Raw genomic sequence first — 15,868 nt, forward strand, 5'->3', positions numbered from 1 at the left:
GGTTTTTCTTTTTATACACATACTTATGCCTGCATTTCAAACATCAAAATCATTTATTCCTTACCTCATACTCATTGGGATAGTCTTTTTCGCCTGCGGGACTGAAGAGAACAACAAGGAATTGGAGCAACTCTTAGCAGATATCAAAGAAAGCTATGCTCCGGATCAAAGAGTAGCCCTCTGGAATGTCCAATTGGAAGATAACAAGCTGGTCGGTGAAACAGATCAACCGGATGCCTTGGAAAAATTAAGGGAGGCGCTGGCCAAAAACCACCAGAATATAGTATCCAACATACAACTATTGCCTCGTAAAGATCTTGAAGGGAAGGAGCAGGCTTTGGTGACCATTTCAGTGGCCAATATCAGGAGCGCACCAAAGCACTCCGCCGAACTTGCTACACAGGCCTTGATGGGCACACCTATAAAAGTGCTCAAGCAAGATGGATCCTGGTATCTGATTCAAACCCCAGACGGTTATATTTCCTGGGTTGATGCTGCGGGAATACATCTCATGGAAAAAGATGAGTTGGAAAAATGGCAAGCAGCAGATAAAATTGTTTTCACTGGACTTCATGGTTTTGTCTTTGAAGATCCTTCCAAACAAACTTGGATAAGTGACCTGGTTGCGGGGAATATTTTGGAAGTATTGGAGGAAAATGGGGCATTCCTTAAGGTTTCACTTCCTGATGGCAGGCAAGGCTTGGTAGAAAAAGCCGAGGTTATGGATTTCCATACCTGGAAAAATACCAGGGAACTTCAACCGGAAAAACTGATTCAAACTGCCAAATCCATGATGGGAAGTCCTTATCTCTGGGGAGGGACATCTATCAAAGGGATGGATTGTAGTGGATTCACCAAAACTATCTTTTTTCTACATGGGCAAGTTATTCCTCGGGATGCTTCCCAGCAGATTCATGAAGGTGAGTTGGTGGACGATTCCATGAATTGGTCCCAACTGGAGGTAGGAGACCTTTTATTCTTTGGAGAAAAAGCTACCGCTGACAAAAAAGAAAGGATTGTCCACGTTGGGATGTGGATTGGAGACAATTCCTTTATTCATGCAAGGGGAATGGTAAGGATCAGCAGTTTTGATAAAAACAGCCCAAATTATGACGAGTACGAATTGAACAGATATTTGAGAACAAAAAGAATCATAGGAAAAGATAATCCAAACATCAGTTCTGTAGAAAAAGCATTAAATTTCCCAACCATTAAAAATTAAATCAAATGATTGTCAGCACAACACCACAACTTGAAGGTTACAGGATCACGGGTTATTTAGGAATTGTTTCCGGAGAAACCATCATTGGAGCCAATGTATTCAAAGATTTTTTTGCCAGCATCACAGATATTGTAGGAGGACGCGCAGGAGCTTATGAAAGGGTTTTGAGAGAGGCAAAGGCAACAGCAATGGCAGAGATGGAGGTACAGGCCAGAGCTTTCGGCGCCAATGCTGTGGTGGGTATTGACCTGGATTATGAGACCATCAGGGATGGCATGTTGATGGTTACCGCCGCCGGAACAGCAGTGAAAGTGGAGAAGATATAAATCAATTTAACCTGTCCAACACCTCAAACCTAGAGGCGTTACTGATAAATTCAGGTACTAAAGTCTTTAAGTGAGCAACAAATTCATTTTCGGAATTTTTCTCAATAAGCTCATTAAAAAGTTCTATCTGCCCATCCAATTTGTAATAATTGGATGAACAAACTTGTGCTATTTTTATTTTGGGATGGTGAGTGATTTTGACAGTTTCTGAATCATTCAGCAATTCCTCATACAATTTCTCCCCTTCTCTCAATCCGGAGTACACAATTTTGATATCCTCATCTACTTTTTTTCCACTGAGTTGGATCATTTTTCTAGCCAGATCCACAATCTTCACAGGCTGACCCATATCGAAGACGTAGATTTCACCTCCATTACCCATCACGCCGGCTTCCAGGACCAGTTGACACGCTTCAGGAATGGTCATAAAGTATCTAGTGATTTCAGGGTGTGTTACTGTAATCGGACCTCCTTTCAAAATTTGTTTCTTAAATAGAGGAATAACAGACCCATTGGATCCCAAAACATTTCCAAATCTTGTTGTTATAAACTTTGTATGGAACTTACGGTGATGTGTATTCAAGAAGTTATTTAAGGCCTGAACATACATTTCTGCAGCTCTTTTTGTAGCACCCATCACATTTGTGGGATTGACAGCTTTATCTGTGCTGACAAAAACAAACCTTTCCACATTGGTAAGTACGGATAGGTCTGCAAGTATTTTTGTTCCAAGAATATTTGTTTTGATGGATTCTTCAGGGTAATTCTCCATCATCGGCACATGCTTGTAAGCTGCAGCATGAAACACCACCTGAGGCTTTACATCCCTGAATACCGCTTTCATTTTCCTCCTGTTTCTGATATCGGCAAGAATAATCTTTCGGGGCGTGAGCGTACTCTGTTCTTTAAGCTCTTGCTCAATATCATACAATGGAGATTCTGCCTGATCAAGCATCACAAGAAGTTTTGGCCCGTAATGGACAATCTGCCTGCAAAGCTCGCTCCCTATCGAGCCAGCGGCTCCGGTCACCAAAACAACTTTATCCTTGATATCCTCCTCTATCTTGGGGTTATCCAGAGATATTTGATCCCTACTCAGCAAATCTTCAATTTTCACTTCCCTGATCGCTCCTGCCTGTAAGCCACCATTAATCCATTGATTGATTGGAGGAATAATACTAACATGAACTTTCAATCGAAGGCATTCATCGATGATCTCTCTTTTTCTTTGAACTGAAATATCTCTAACAGCAATAATCATTTCAGTAACCCCGTGATGCTGAACAAAATTTTCAAGCTCTTTCAGACCTTTGTATATTTTCTTCCCATCTATTATTTTGCCTTCTTTTTTCGGATCATCATCAAAAAATGCAATGGTATCAAAATAGGATTTACTGTCTCTTTTTATGACATCCTGAGCGATAATACCGGCTTCTCCTGCCCCGAAAATGATCCCCATTTTTACATCTTTAGCGGCCACACTATTCTTAACATATACAAAAAGCTCTTTGACCAATAGTCTGTAAAAAATCAGTAAAAACAAGGAAGATAAGGATGCAATGATCAAAACGGATGTTGGAAGCAGAAACCTATTGCTCAAGAAACTTTCACTAAACAGGTTTATTATCGTGAAAAGAAGAAAGTTTAAAATTATTGTTTTAAAAATAATGGAGCCATCTCTGAACCCGGTATGCCTGACTATTCCTTCATAACTCTTCGTATTTAGCATGACCAATACACCTCCGAGCATAAAAACCATACTCCCGGTAAATGCTGAATTTTCCTCTACTGCCTCAAGTTCAAAGTTAAACCTGACAAGATAACCAAAGAAAGCTGCTTGATATAAAATTATGGAGTCCAAAGTGGCTATAATCCACCGAGGAAGAATTTTTAGTTTTTTCAAAAAATCCATAGTAAAAATTTTTCTATAGTATTGCTTTTATTGTAATCAAACACTTTTTATCAGAAAACAAAATTAAAAACTATTCTGTCAAATGCTACACTTTGCCCCTTTTATTTAAGCATTTGGCTAGAAAAATGGATTTTATGGAGAATAAAAGTAATTTTTGATTTGAATTACTTATAAAATTAAACCAACTTTTTTCCTATCCATTTTGAACCACTTGGTACATCTTTATGAACTGTAGATCCCGCACCTACGATCGCCCATTCTCCTATTTTAATCCCCGGTAGTACCACAGAGCCTGCACCAATCAAACTTCCTTTACCTATATGAACATTTCCACACAATGTGACCCTGGGAGCAAGGTGCACGTAATCGCCTATCCAACAGTCATGGTCTACAGTTGCTGCTGTGTTTACAATCACATGTGCACCTAAGAAAGTATGAACTTTTATTATGGCTCCTTCCATGACCACAATCCCATGGGAGACTTCTACAAAATTTGAAATAATAGCAGTCTTATGAAAAATATTGACAAATTCTAATTGGCTTTTTAATCTTGCAGCCAAATCCATTCTTTGCTTATTATTGCCGACAGCTATGATACCGGCTCTGGGCTTATTCCAGTTCATTTCCTCTGAACTCATGACAGGAATGCCCATGAGTTCATTCGTTTTTGGGAAATCATCATAAATAGCTTTGACTGCCTTGATGTCGGGCAAAATATCAATTACAGCTTTGGCGTGGCCTGAAGCACCAAATATATTCATGGGATTTTTTACTTCAATAAATTCTCATTCAAGATCCAGCTCAATAAATGGATGAACATCCTTTATTTGAAAACATACTTAAATTGTTTGGAGATTATCGTTACTATTCTTTCCAAATCCTCAATTGATAAGTTCTCCGAAGATGGCAAACAAATTCCTTTATAAAATAAGGAGGATGACGTATTTCCTCCATAGTAAGGATAATCTAAAAATACTGGCTGCATGTGCAATGGCTTCCAAAGAAATCTGCTTTCAATGTTATGTTTTTGAAATGCCAACCTAAGATCCTCATTGCTGAAACCTGTTACTTTGGGATCAATTAAGATTGTTGTGAGCCACCTGTTGCAATAAACACCTGAAGGTTCCTCCAATAAAGAGATCCCTTCAAAATTTTTCAACATCTCTTTATAGTTGTCAAACACTGCCCTTCTTTTCTTGACTTTTTTATCCAGATTTTCAAACTGTGCCAAGCCTATTCCAGCCGAGATATTGTTCATTCTGTAATTGTAACCAACTTTAAAATGTTCATAATAATGGGTATTTTCCCGGGCTTGCATAGATAAATACCTGGCATTATTGATAGCCTCCACATTTGCGGAAACTACAGCCCCTCCGCCTCCCGTAGTAATGATTTTGTTACCATTGAATGAAAAGACACCCAATTCTCCAAAAATACCACATGGTTGGCCGTGATACAAAGAGCCTACTGCTTCAGCAGCATCTTCAATGACTGGAATTTTGTATTTTTTCGAAATCTCTAAAATTTCATGATGCTTGGCCGGCATGCCAAACAAATCCACGGTAATAATTGCTTTGGGCTTCTTGCCTTTGGAAATTCTACTTAGTATAGTATCCTCCAAAATCTCAGGACTGATATTCCAGGTATCTTTTTCAGAGTCCACAAAAACAGGTACCGCACCCAAGTAGGTAATTGGATTGGCTGAGGCACAAAATGTGAAAGATTGGCAAATCACTTCATCCCCTAAGCCAACACCCAAATGAATCAATGCCAAGTGTAATGCTGAAGTACCTGAATTTACCGCCGTGATTTGATGTGTCTTTAATCTTTGAGAAAACTTTTGTTCAAACTTTGAAATAAAAGATCCATTGGTAGCAATAAAACCCTTTTCAAGAGCTTTTTGAATATTTGTTTGCTCTTTCCCATCAAAAATAGGAGATGATAATAAAATTGGGGTATTCATGGGAGTCTAGTGATTAAACTGCTTGTAATCTACAGAAAGAAAATTAATATCAATAATTATCAATATAATATTTTTTTCAAATTCAATTTTATGTATTTAAAACATCTCTAAATGGTGTTCAAACAAAATTTAAATTCAATTTCATCACTGATAACCAAAGAGTTATACCAGAACCATGACAATTAAATAAATAGTCTTACATTTAATCAAAAAATTCAACCAAAAACTTAACTCCGCTGATTTTGTCACCTACGGGAGATTCCAAAATAGAAAAGCCCGGAATTCCGGGCTTTTCACAAAGTTTATTTTAGTTTTTTGTTATTCAGTCCACTTCAAAACTAACCCGTCTTGCCAATTGTCTAGCCTCGGCGGAAGACTTATCTACTGAAGTATCCTCTCCATAACCTTGATGACTGATTCTATTTTGTGTTATCCCTGCTGCGACAAGTAAATCAACTACGGCCTTTGCCCTCCTTTCAGAAAGCTTCATGTTATAGTCTTCAGGCCCGATTTCGTCCGCATAACCTTTGACATGGATGTTCACTCCTGGATTTCTTTTCAGGAAATTAGCAACAAAATTCGCAGCTGAACTGGAGTAATTCAAAGGCTTGGAAGAATCAAAAGCAAAATACACGTTAAGATATCCTTCATTGATTGCTTTTCGGAAATAATCAATTTCTTCGACTTCCTCCAAAGGACATCCATCATTGGATGCTGGTCCGGGGGCAAAAGGACATTTATCCAAATGATCCGGAATCCCATCTCCATCAGAGTCTAGGGTCCTTCCCAAGGCATCTACCCTTGCTCCTGCAGGTGTATTGGGTTCTTGATCCAGATAATCCGGAACACCATCTCCATCAGAATCTTTCAGCATATTTCTGATTTCCCCCATCTGGGTAGCCAGCTCTTCTTTAGTAGCATATTTCTCACCTGGGATGTACCAGTCTGCATGGGTGTCTGCTTTACCGATATAATAGGCTAACCCAAGTGTACCCGTCCACCAGGTTCCCGTAGTATGGGCAAGTCTTACATCATCAAGCTCTGCCAAAGGAGGTATTATAAAACTTCTCCCATCAAAGGTGTAACGTTGTCTTCCGTTAAAATGAACGCTGATATCTCCCAGCAAGGCAAATCTATCACTCAGCTTTACCTGTCCGGTAAAACCAGAACTGATATGATATAAATAATCCCGGTCAAAATCCAGTGTTGGTCTGTCATCATTGGTAAACCATCCTATTCCAGGTCCGGCATGAAAAAGCAATCCAAGGCTTTGGGTAAATGATTCGAAATTAAAAAGCCTTCCAAAGTTGACTACACCTTGTGCATTAAACCTTGCATAGTCAGTTACAAACTCTGGGGAGTTCCCTCTTGCTTCTCTGAACCTCCCGAAACCTGCATCTCCCATCAGGCCAAACTTTTCATTGAACATGTACCGTGCTCCCAGTCCAACATGCCCTAGATTTAAGGTAGGGCTTAAATAACCGGGGCTAAGAGGAGCCATAGGCTTATTGAAACCTCCATTGATCTCAATAGACCACTTGTTATATTCGTCTTGGGCCTGAACAACAAGACACACCAACAACATTAGCATTAATGCCAAAAGACTTTTTTTCATTACGATTTGATTTTGAGTGACCGACAAACAAATCTACACACAAAATCGGCTCCTACAAAATGGATTCGGAATCCCCACAAAAACCCTCACCTATTCAACCGGATAAAGCTTCGCTTTGGAAGGGTGGTCAGAGGATAAGTAATCTTTAAATGGGGCCAATTTTTACCACGGAGTCACGGAAAAGCAAGAAAGGAGTTTGATGAATTGGTTATACTCCCAAAGAAGCTAAGGAAATTACATTGATCGCGTCCGGTCGACGGTAAGACATGCCTGTTCCAGTAATAATGTTTAATGATTTCGGTATTTCCATTTTTTCTGTATCAATATTGGCTGCAAACTTTTTGAGATTCTCTGCAGCTTCGTCAATAAAACCTACTCCCAATTTAATTTCAAATGCTGCATAATCTCCATTGCGTTTCTGCACAATGGCATCCACCTCATTACCGTATGAATCGTTATAATGAAAAATAGTAGCGTCATTTGCTTTTGCATAGACATTTAATTCATGAATAGCCAAGGATTCAAACAGGAAGCCTGTGTATTTCAAATCTTTTATCAATGCTTCCTTATCCAAACCCAAAACTGCAACAGCTAATGAAGGATCACATAAATGTCTTTTAGGAGACTTACGTAAAGATGCAGCTGACCGAATATGAACATTAAAAGCAGGCTGTTCGAATAAAATCATTAATTTGGATAGCGCATTTAAGTAATCTGATATGGTGTTTCTGGACAACTCATTGTATTCATTGATTTTTACATCTTTCTCTAAAGTTTTATTATCGACTATGGTCGCAATATTTCTGGATAAAGAACTTAATAAACTTCTCACTTTATGGGGATTCCGCTTCACTCCAGATACCTGACTCATATCTACTTCGCAAAGCAAATCGATATAGCCTCGATTCAGGCTCAATGCATTTCTGTAATCCTCATTGATCAATGTAGGCCAACCGCCTATACATATTCTTTCAATGATATAATCTAAGGAAATAGCAGGTTCGTAATAATCGTTACTTGTGCCTTGCAGTAAATCTGATAATTTTACAATTCCACTTGAATATCCTAATTCTTGCCAAGTCATGGTATCCATTTGTAAGACTGTGAAGCGACCCGCACCGCTATGGAGTCTTACATTTTCAGGCGGATTAGAAGATCCTGTAAGTATAAACAAGCCTTTTGACTTCAGTTCATCAACTTCATGTCTTACATAATTCCATATTTCTGGTTGCTCTTGCCATTCATCAATCAATCTTGGAGTTTCACCTTCCAACAGTAATCGAGGATTGGTTTTCATGACTACAGAAACTTGTGGGTCTCTATCCATTCTCAATACGCTTTTTGCATATTGTGAAGCCGTTTCTGTCTTTCCGCATGATTTAGGACCTTTTAAAAGCACCGCACCAGAAGCAGACATTTTTTTCATTAAGTCATCCTCAATTAATCTTCTAATGTAGTCCATAAAATTTAATTTGATGATGGACAAAAGTACTTTAAAAATATTTTTGTGCAAATTATAGAGTTTTTATTGTGCAAATTATAGAGTTATTGTTGTGCAAATTATATGTTTCAATTCTCCAAAATCTATAATTTTGGAGCAAGGGCAGATGGATTCGGAATCCCCACAAAAATCTTCACCTATTCAACCGGATAAAGCTTCGCTTTGGAAGGGTGGTCAGAGGATAAGTAATCTTTAAATGGGGCCAATTTTTACCCCGGAGGCACGGAAAAGCAAGAAAGGAGTTTGATGAATTGGTTCAGACCATGACAAGTTGAAGTCTTCCTCTATCTTGCAGACCAAAATCCGGGTAACTATTTAACCTTTAACAAATCCAGTTAAAACCCTAGGCTATAATATCAAACACCCTTACAGGGCTTCACATTATCCACCTTTAGGGTTGACCTTTGAGTGCGCCGAAGCGTACCCAAATGTCCATTTCCTCCCTTATCCTTATTTTAGTTCACAATCTCAATTTTACCGGAAGAAATATTGGCAAAAACAGTCCCATTAAGCTCTTCTGCAAGAATTTTCCCTGATGTTCCGTTCAGAATAATGGATGAGGAATTGAAACTGACAAGAAAAAATAGTTTTCACGCCGGACCTTAGCCTTTTATTTTTTCTCCTGTCGTAAAATATCCCTCTTAATTCTTGCATATACCAAGCCCAACTTATTTCTTTGTGACATCCTTTCACTTTTTGTGCTGGGATTTATACAGAAGAGGCGAGAGACAGGCTCATTGACCCTCTGGCAACCTGGAAAATCCAAGGTGCCAATTCCTGCCGGTAGATAATATTGTCTCCCGGACATATAAATTCTTAAACCAATGAATTTACAAAAAAGGAACCTTCACACACTTCGCAATCCACATTCAAAGCCAATCTATGTTATGGGCTGTTTTTGTTGTTGCATGCATTTCTAGACGATCAGAGGATTTCTTTGAACCCTTTTTGGGCTTGGCCCATATTTATATTTCCATTAAACCTAAAACAAAAATCATCATGTCTAATTACAGATTCGAAACACTTCAGCTTCATGCCGGACAGGCACCAGATCCTGCTACCAACTCCAGGGCTGTACCGATTTACCAGACCACCTCTTATGTGTTCAATTCCGCCGAACACGGAGCCAACCTTTTTGCACTCAAAGAATTCGGGAATATCTACACCAGAATCATGAATCCTACCACGGATGTATTTGAGCAGAGATTAGCCGCACTGGAAGGTGGGGTTGCAGCTGTAGCTACGGCTTCAGGACAGGCCGCACAGTTTTTGGCTTTGAATAACATTCTTCAAACTGGAGAAAATTTCGTTTCCACCTCATTCCTGTATGGTGGTACCTACAATCAGTTCAAAGTAGCTTTCAAAAGAATAGGTATAGAAGCCAGGTTTGCCAAAGGCAACGAACCTGCGGAATTTGAAAAACTCATCGATGACAAAACCAAAGCCATCTATCTAGAGACTATAGGAAATCCTGAATTCAACATTCCTGACTTTGAAGCAATAGCTGCCTTAGCCAAAAAATATGACATTCCTTTAATCGTAGACAATACTTTTGGTGCCGGGGGATACCTCTTTCAGCCCATCAAGCATGGAGCCAATATTGTCACTTCCTCTGCCACCAAATGGATTGGCGGACATGGAACTTCCATTGGAGGAATCATTGTAGATGGTGGAAATTACAATTGGGGGAATGGTAAATTCCCACAGTTTACCGAACCATCAGAAGGATATCATGGACTGAAGTTTTGGGAAGTTTTCGGAGAAAACAACCCACTAGGTCTGCCCAATATCGCGTTTGCCATACGTGCACGGGTAGAGGGATTAAGGGATTTTGGCCCTGCCCTCTCCCCTTTTAACTCTTTCCTTTTACTTCAGGGACTGGAGACCCTTTCTCTCAGGGTTCAAAGAACCGTAGACAATGCTTTGGCTATTGCAGAGTGGCTGGAAGCCCATCCTCAGGTTCAAAAAGTCAATTATCCTGGACTCAAAAGCTCTCCATATCATGAACTGGGTAAAAAATACCTGAGAAATGGTTTTGGAGGAGTATTGAGCTTCGAACTCAAAGGAGACAAGGAAAGTACTTCCAACTTCATCAACAAACTGGAGCTGATTTCTCATCTGGCCAATGTGGGAGATGCAAAAACCCTGATCATTCAGCCTTCTGCCACTACACACCAACAATTGAGCGATGAAGAACAGTTGGCAGCAGGGGTAACTCCTACCCTCTTGAGAATCTCCTTGGGCATAGAGCATATTGAAGATATCAAAGCCGACCTGCAACAGGCATTTGAACATATAGCCTGAGTACAGTAAGTCAATCCCCAGACCTGCCAGATTTTTAAAACCTGGCAGGTCCTTATATCACCCTTTTTCGAGTAAAATGAATTTAGAAAGCAATTATTTGATTATCGATATGGCGCAGGAATGCTACAGACATGAAGAAGTGCTGGAATTGGAATCCGGTGAAAAATTACCGGGTTTTGAGATTGCTTATACCACCCAAGGACACCTGACTGCAGCAAAGGACAATGTCATCTGGATCGTACATGCATTGACAGGGGATGCCAATGTACAGGAATGGTGGTCAGGGATTGTGGGTGAAGATAAATTCTATGATCCTACCAAACACTTCATCGTCTGCGCCAACCTATTGGGCTCCAATTATGGATCTACCAATCCGCTTTCAAACAATCCTACAACAGGAAAGCCCTATTACTACGACTTTCCAAATTTAAGTACCCGGGACCTGGCGAAAGCTTTGGAACATTTACGCGTTCACCTGGGCATTTCCAGCATTCACAGCTTGGTAGGAGGTTCATTGGGTGGGCAGGTCGCCTTGGAGTGGGCTTATATTTTGAAAGAAAAAGTGAAACATACCATCATTTTGGCTTCCAATGCCAAAACTTCCCCTTGGACCATAGGCTTCAACGAAACCCAAAGGATGGCTATAGAAGCTGATAGTACTTGGGGGGAAAACAGACCTGATGCAGGAAAAAAAGGGCTTGAAGCAGCTCGGGCCATTGCCATGCTTTCTTACAGGCATCCCCAGGATTTTGATGCCAAGCAGAAAGACCTTGATGAAAAACTGGATGGGTTCAGAATTTCTTCATACCTCAGGTATCAGGGACAAAAGCTAGCCAACCGATTCAATGCTTTTTCTTACTGGATTCTCAGCAAAGCTATGGACAGTCACGACATTGGCAGGGCTCGAGGGGGCACGGAAAAAGCCTTATCTCAGATCCAATCCAAGATTTTGACCATTGGTGTGGACAGAGATTTGTTGTTTTTGAAAGAAGAGTCCCAATTTATCGCCAACCATGTTCCCAAAGGCAGCTACAAAGAAATCAGTTCCCGCACCGGGCACGATGCTTTTCTGATAGAATATGAGCAATTGCAGTATATCTTGAGGAGTTTTTATTTGGAGGAAGTTTGAGGGTGAGATTTGTGAAAATGATTTATTGTTTAATTGTTTATTTGATGAACCGTTGAATTGATTGGCTTTTCCATATGTTGAAGCTTAGTTAAACCTTGAGGTTTTTGAAACCTCGAGGGTTTTTATATTTACTCCGCTCTTCCGCTCTTCGGGATTTGTAACTCCGAAGTTCAGATGAAATGGATTTGTAATCTGGAGTTTGAAGACGAAAAATAAGACATAAGACGCTAGACATAAGATGAGATCCCTACCTCCTTGGTCTGTGTCCTCACAGACCGAAACACCAGTTTGGTTTGTATAATGTTATCTGTGGGGACACAGAACATGGCTTTGGCATTTAAATCCCAGACTTACGTGAACTCCAGTCTGGGCTATCACAGAGCAGGCTTTCAGGCTTAAATATGCCTTCAATTAATGTTTTCCCAACTTCACTAATAACTACTCACTATTCACTTTTGTCATCCCTCATCCTTCATCCTTCATCCTTCCTTCATAATTCATTGTTCGATATTCGATATTATCCATTAAAAAAAGTAACAACCATCTTTAGGCAAGCCCCCCTTTAACATTTAACCCTTAACTTTTAACTCGTCACTACCCACTTTTTTCTCCCGCAGATCGCGGTGATTTCCGCAGATTTCGACTAAAGTCGAAGGGGACTGATCCCAATGAGCGAGACCGCCGGCTAAAGCAGGGCGGAAATTGGTAACCACCATTATCAATTAAAATTAACCACAGATCCTACAGATCTACACAGATAAAGCTTCGCTTTTGGAGGAAATCAGATGTTTTACGTTGTTCAACATGACAAGGTAAAGCCTTCATCTATCTTGCCCACCAAAATCCGGGTAACTATTTAACCTTTAACAATTAACTTTTAACAACCTTCCTCTCATCAATTCAACAATTACACAATTAAACCCATCTCCCCGCAGATCAAGCTTCGCTTTTGGAAGACGATATGATTTAGAAATAATATCCAAAAAATATCTACCAATATCCATTAATATCACCTAGTATCCCAATCGCTCAAATTACTGGCGCCTTTAGGAATCAGTATTCTCTATCAACCATTTCCAAGCTAAAATTACTTCAATTTGATCTGGAATATCTTCGCCTTTCACCTGATTGTCAGCCGTAATTAGAACACCCTTTTCAAGACCATAAGCTTTCATAGCTTCCAATAAACCATCTACTTCACGTTTTACATTAATGTCACTCAATTCATAAGCAACTTGAATTGCTGATGTAATTTCCAGTCCCTCTTGCACGATAAAGTCACATTCCTTTTTACCACTGTGGTAAAACACCTCATGCTTCATTCTAAGCAGTTGGAGGAAGATAATCGTTTCCAATATTCTTCCTTTATTTTCTGAAAACCTAAATCCAAGCCGGTTACACACAGCGGGATCAATAGCATAAACCTTTCTGGAATTCATAATCTGCTTTTTGACAGAGTAATCGAATTTTTTTAAGTAAAAAAACAAGTATGAATGCTCTAAATAATCCAAATAACTTTTAACTGAACTGGTACTCTTCACACCGGCAATATTTTGCAGAGTGGAATACGAAAATAATTTCCCAGTATTAGAAGCTAAGTAAAGTGCAATTTGCTTCAGCTCATTTACTTGAGAAATTCTATAACGGGCAATTATATCCCTGTACAAAATATCTTGAAAGTATTGATTAACCAGTTCTAGGTCCTCTTCCTGGACCACCAATGGAAAGCCTCCTAATTTCATATACTCTTGAAACTCCCCTTGGATCATACTTTTTGCTTTGGAAGATACTTTTTTGACATCTATAGATTTTCCCCTACACTTAAGATACTCCGCAAAAGAAAAAGGAAATAATGTAATGGTCTTGTTTCTTCCTGTAAGGCTTGTAGCAATTTCTGAACTTAATAGATTGGCATTTGAACCGGTCACGTAAACTTTAAGACCTTTTTCATGGATCCGGTTTACGAATTTTTCCCAATTGGGTACATTTTGAATTTCATCAAAGAAAAAGACAGGTTCGGTTTTATAAAGCTCTAAATGCGCCAAATAAATCTGATCAAGTATTGACGTTTGTGATATAATACGCTCATCATCGAAATTGAAATAACAATAGTTCTGTTCAGCCAGTTCAAGTTTTTCTTTTATCAGATATAGCAGAGAAGATTTTCCACAGCGTCGCACTCCCGCTATCACTACGACCTGAACAGTCTTTAAAAAAGTGGTCAAATCTATATCCCTTTCGATCAATGGACGTTTTCGATTGAAATTATCCTTTTGATCTATCATTATTTGTTTGAGATTGTCTGACTGCATTTTAAAGTGTTCCTTGATAACAAACAAATTTAATCAAATTTATTCTTTATGAAAGAACAATTTTAATAAGAGCTAAATTCAACTGAAGTCGAAGGGGACTGATCCCCATGAGCGAGACCGCCGGCTAAAGCACGGCGGAAATTGGTAACCACCATTATCAATTAAAATTAACCACAGATCCTACAGATCTACACAGATAAAGCTTCGCTTTTGGAGGAAATCAGATGTTTCACTTTGCTCAACATGACAAGGTGAAGCCTTCACCTATCTTGCCCACCAAAATCCGGGTAACTATTTAACCTTTAACAATTAACTTTTAACAACCTCCCCTCATCAGTTAATCAATTAAACCTTTCCCCGCAGGAGGGATGTGGATTAGTAATCTTAAAAAGGAGGCCAATTTTTGCCACGGAGGCACCGAGAAGCACGGAAGGTGTTTGATGAATGTGATCAGTTGATACCTCACCAATTTGTTCATGATGGGGAATTGGTTGCTATGTGTTTTTCAATCTAGAATCTTAAATCAACAATCTAAAATCCTCTTGTGCCAGAGGCACAACCCATTGGTAGAAAAAATTAACGGTTGAGGATCTATTCCGTCCTGTAGGGACGGCCCATGTAAGATTTTAGATTTTTGACCTTCCACCCGGCAAATAGGTTTCAGAATATGCCAACTCCGCTCTTCGGGATTTGTAATTCTGAAGTTCAAATAAAATGGATCTGTTATCCACTCAAAAATGAAATTAATAGAATTGAAAATTTCGTATATTTGACTAAAAGTATATTGATATGAATCTGGAGCTCAGAAAAATAGAATTTGTTCAAGAATTTTTGAAAATCCAAAACGAGGAGATTATATCCCGATTAGAAAAAATGTTAAGAAAAGAAACTGAAACTTCCTTGGAAGATTCTTTTGAGCGAATGAGTATTGAGGACTTAAATAAAAGAATTGACCAGTCAGAGTCGGATTTCGAAAACAATAGATACAAAAGTAGTTCTGAACTTTTAGCCAAATACAAATAATGGCATTTAAAATTATTTGGTCTGAATTTTCGGAAGCTCAGCTAGATAAAATTTATGATTATTATAAGGAAAAGGTTAACTCAAAAGTTGCTACTAAACTCATTTCTGGAATCATTGAAGAACCAAATAAATTACTGAAAATGCCCTATCTTGGTCAGGAAGAAGAATTTCTTCAAGATAGAAATAGCAAATATCACTATTTGGTTTTTAAAAATTACAAAATTATCTATACTGTTGAGGAAGAAAGTAGACTGATTAAAATTGCTGACGTATTTGATACACGCCAAAATCCAAAAAAATTAAAAAGAACAAAATAGTCTCTCTACGGCATCGATTGTGGTTCAAGTCTGAAGACTCGAACCAGTGTGGTCTTGATTCATTGTTCAATATTATCCATGAAGAAAAGTAACAACCATCTTTAGGCAATGACACCCTTTAACCTTTAACAATTAACCCTTAACTTTTAACTCTTCACTGTCCACTTTTTTCTCCCGCAGACTGCGGTGATTTCCGCAGATTTTCGACTAAAGTCGAAGGGGTGGATAATACGGTTCGATTTGT

At 39.0% G+C, this 15,868-nt stretch carries 12 protein-coding genes and 1 riboswitch; of the genes, 6 read left to right on the plus strand and 6 right to left on the minus strand.

Going from position 1 to position 15,868, the window contains the following annotated elements; all coding sequences use genetic code 11:
• Positions 1–25: 25 nt before the first annotated feature.
• Positions 26–1,222 carry a C40 family peptidase gene (locus tag A33Q_RS07720; protein WP_016254904.1) on the plus strand — a complete coding sequence of 399 codons (1,197 nt, stop codon included), beginning with the start codon at positions 26–28 and terminating at the stop codon, positions 1,220–1,222.
• Between the two features lie 5 nt (positions 1,223–1,227).
• A complete protein-coding gene (locus A33Q_RS07725) occupies positions 1,228–1,548 on the plus strand; it encodes a YbjQ family protein (protein WP_009036229.1) in 321 nt (106 codons plus the stop codon).
• A gap of 1 nt (position 1,549) precedes the next feature.
• Here the strand turns inward: A33Q_RS07725 and A33Q_RS07730 are convergent, their stop codons facing one another.
• The 5 genes from A33Q_RS07730 to A33Q_RS07750 all read right to left on the minus strand — a co-directional run bounded on the left by A33Q_RS07730 (position 1,550) and on the right by A33Q_RS07750 (position 8,500).
• Positions 1,550–3,460 carry a polysaccharide biosynthesis protein gene (locus A33Q_RS07730; RefSeq protein WP_009036230.1) on the minus strand — a complete coding sequence of 637 codons (1,911 nt, stop codon included), beginning with the start codon at positions 3,458–3,460 and terminating at the stop codon, positions 1,550–1,552.
• Positions 3,461–3,636: 176 nt separating this feature from the next.
• Complete coding sequence (locus tag A33Q_RS07735; RefSeq protein WP_009036231.1) at positions 3,637–4,221, minus strand: acetyltransferase; 585 nt, start codon at positions 4,219–4,221, stop codon at positions 3,637–3,639.
• A 62-nt stretch (positions 4,222–4,283) separates the two neighbouring features.
• A complete protein-coding gene (locus A33Q_RS07740) occupies positions 4,284–5,423 on the minus strand; it encodes a DegT/DnrJ/EryC1/StrS family aminotransferase (RefSeq protein WP_009036232.1) in 1,140 nt (379 codons plus the stop codon).
• A gap of 322 nt (positions 5,424–5,745) precedes the next feature.
• The gene (locus A33Q_RS07745; protein ID WP_009036233.1) at positions 5,746–7,038 is read right to left on the minus strand and encodes an OmpA family protein; all 1,293 of its coding nucleotides are present in this window, start codon (positions 7,036–7,038) and stop codon (positions 5,746–5,748) included.
• Positions 7,039–7,246: 208 nt separating this feature from the next.
• Positions 7,247–8,500 (minus strand): ATP-binding protein, encoded by a 1,254-nt coding sequence (locus A33Q_RS07750; RefSeq protein WP_016254905.1) that lies wholly within the window; start codon positions 8,498–8,500, stop codon positions 7,247–7,249.
• A gap of 744 nt (positions 8,501–9,244) precedes the next feature.
• Positions 9,245–9,354, plus strand: a riboswitch (SAM riboswitch).
• Between the two features lie 184 nt (positions 9,355–9,538).
• On the opposite strand from A33Q_RS07750, the gene A33Q_RS07755 reads away from it, so the two are divergent.
• Positions 9,539–10,843 carry an O-acetylhomoserine aminocarboxypropyltransferase/cysteine synthase family protein gene (locus tag A33Q_RS07755; RefSeq protein ID WP_009036235.1) on the plus strand — a complete coding sequence of 435 codons (1,305 nt, stop codon included), beginning with the start codon at positions 9,539–9,541 and terminating at the stop codon, positions 10,841–10,843.
• A 76-nt stretch (positions 10,844–10,919) separates the two neighbouring features.
• Positions 10,920–11,972: a homoserine O-acetyltransferase family protein gene (locus A33Q_RS07760; protein ID WP_009036236.1), complete on the plus strand. Its 1,053-nt coding sequence runs from the start codon at positions 10,920–10,922 to the stop codon at positions 11,970–11,972.
• A 1,046-nt stretch (positions 11,973–13,018) separates the two neighbouring features.
• Here A33Q_RS07760 and A33Q_RS07765 read toward each other — a convergent pair.
• The gene (locus tag A33Q_RS07765; RefSeq protein ID WP_016254912.1) at positions 13,019–14,257 is read right to left on the minus strand and encodes an ATP-binding protein; all 1,239 of its coding nucleotides are present in this window, start codon (positions 14,255–14,257) and stop codon (positions 13,019–13,021) included.
• Positions 14,258–15,073: 816 nt separating this feature from the next.
• Between A33Q_RS07765 and A33Q_RS07770 the strand changes: the two genes are divergently transcribed.
• The gene (locus A33Q_RS07770) at positions 15,074–15,307 is read left to right on the plus strand and encodes a hypothetical protein (RefSeq protein ID WP_009036238.1); all 234 of its coding nucleotides are present in this window, start codon (positions 15,074–15,076) and stop codon (positions 15,305–15,307) included.
• Positions 15,307–15,624 (plus strand): type II toxin-antitoxin system RelE/ParE family toxin, encoded by a 318-nt coding sequence (locus A33Q_RS07775; protein ID WP_009036239.1) that lies wholly within the window; start codon positions 15,307–15,309, stop codon positions 15,622–15,624. Before A33Q_RS07770 ends, A33Q_RS07775 begins: the two co-directional genes overlap by 1 nt.
• The last annotated feature ends 244 nt before the right edge of the window (positions 15,625–15,868 follow it).

The sequence above is a fragment of the Indibacter alkaliphilus LW1 genome, from assembly GCF_000295935.2.
Lineage (GTDB): Bacteria > Bacteroidota > Bacteroidia > Cytophagales > Cyclobacteriaceae > Indibacter > Indibacter alkaliphilus.

Excerpts from the sequence above, each read along its gene's own strand:
- A33Q_RS07720 (WP_016254904.1), top strand. The coding sequence starts at position 26 with ATGCCTGCATTTCAAACATCAAAATCATTTATTCCTTACCTCATACTC.
- A33Q_RS07725 (WP_009036229.1), top strand. The coding sequence starts at position 1,228 with ATGATTGTCAGCACAACACCACAACTTGAAGGTTACAGGATCACGGGT.
- A33Q_RS07730 (WP_009036230.1), bottom strand. The coding sequence starts at position 3,460 with ATGGATTTTTTGAAAAAACTAAAAATTCTTCCTCGGTGGATTATAGCC.
- A33Q_RS07735 (WP_009036231.1), bottom strand. The coding sequence starts at position 4,221 with ATGAATATATTTGGTGCTTCAGGCCACGCCAAAGCTGTAATTGATATT.
- A33Q_RS07740 (WP_009036232.1), bottom strand. The coding sequence starts at position 5,423 with ATGAATACCCCAATTTTATTATCATCTCCTATTTTTGATGGGAAAGAG.
- A33Q_RS07745 (WP_009036233.1), bottom strand. The coding sequence starts at position 7,038 with ATGAAAAAAAGTCTTTTGGCATTAATGCTAATGTTGTTGGTGTGTCTT.
- A33Q_RS07750 (WP_016254905.1), bottom strand. The coding sequence starts at position 8,500 with ATGGACTACATTAGAAGATTAATTGAGGATGACTTAATGAAAAAAATG.
- A33Q_RS07755 (WP_009036235.1), top strand. The coding sequence starts at position 9,539 with ATGTCTAATTACAGATTCGAAACACTTCAGCTTCATGCCGGACAGGCA.
- A33Q_RS07760 (WP_009036236.1), top strand. The coding sequence starts at position 10,920 with ATGAATTTAGAAAGCAATTATTTGATTATCGATATGGCGCAGGAATGC.
- A33Q_RS07765 (WP_016254912.1), bottom strand. The coding sequence starts at position 14,257 with ATGATAGATCAAAAGGATAATTTCAATCGAAAACGTCCATTGATCGAA.
- A33Q_RS07770 (WP_009036238.1), top strand. The coding sequence starts at position 15,074 with ATGAATCTGGAGCTCAGAAAAATAGAATTTGTTCAAGAATTTTTGAAA.
- A33Q_RS07775 (WP_009036239.1), top strand. The coding sequence starts at position 15,307 with ATGGCATTTAAAATTATTTGGTCTGAATTTTCGGAAGCTCAGCTAGAT.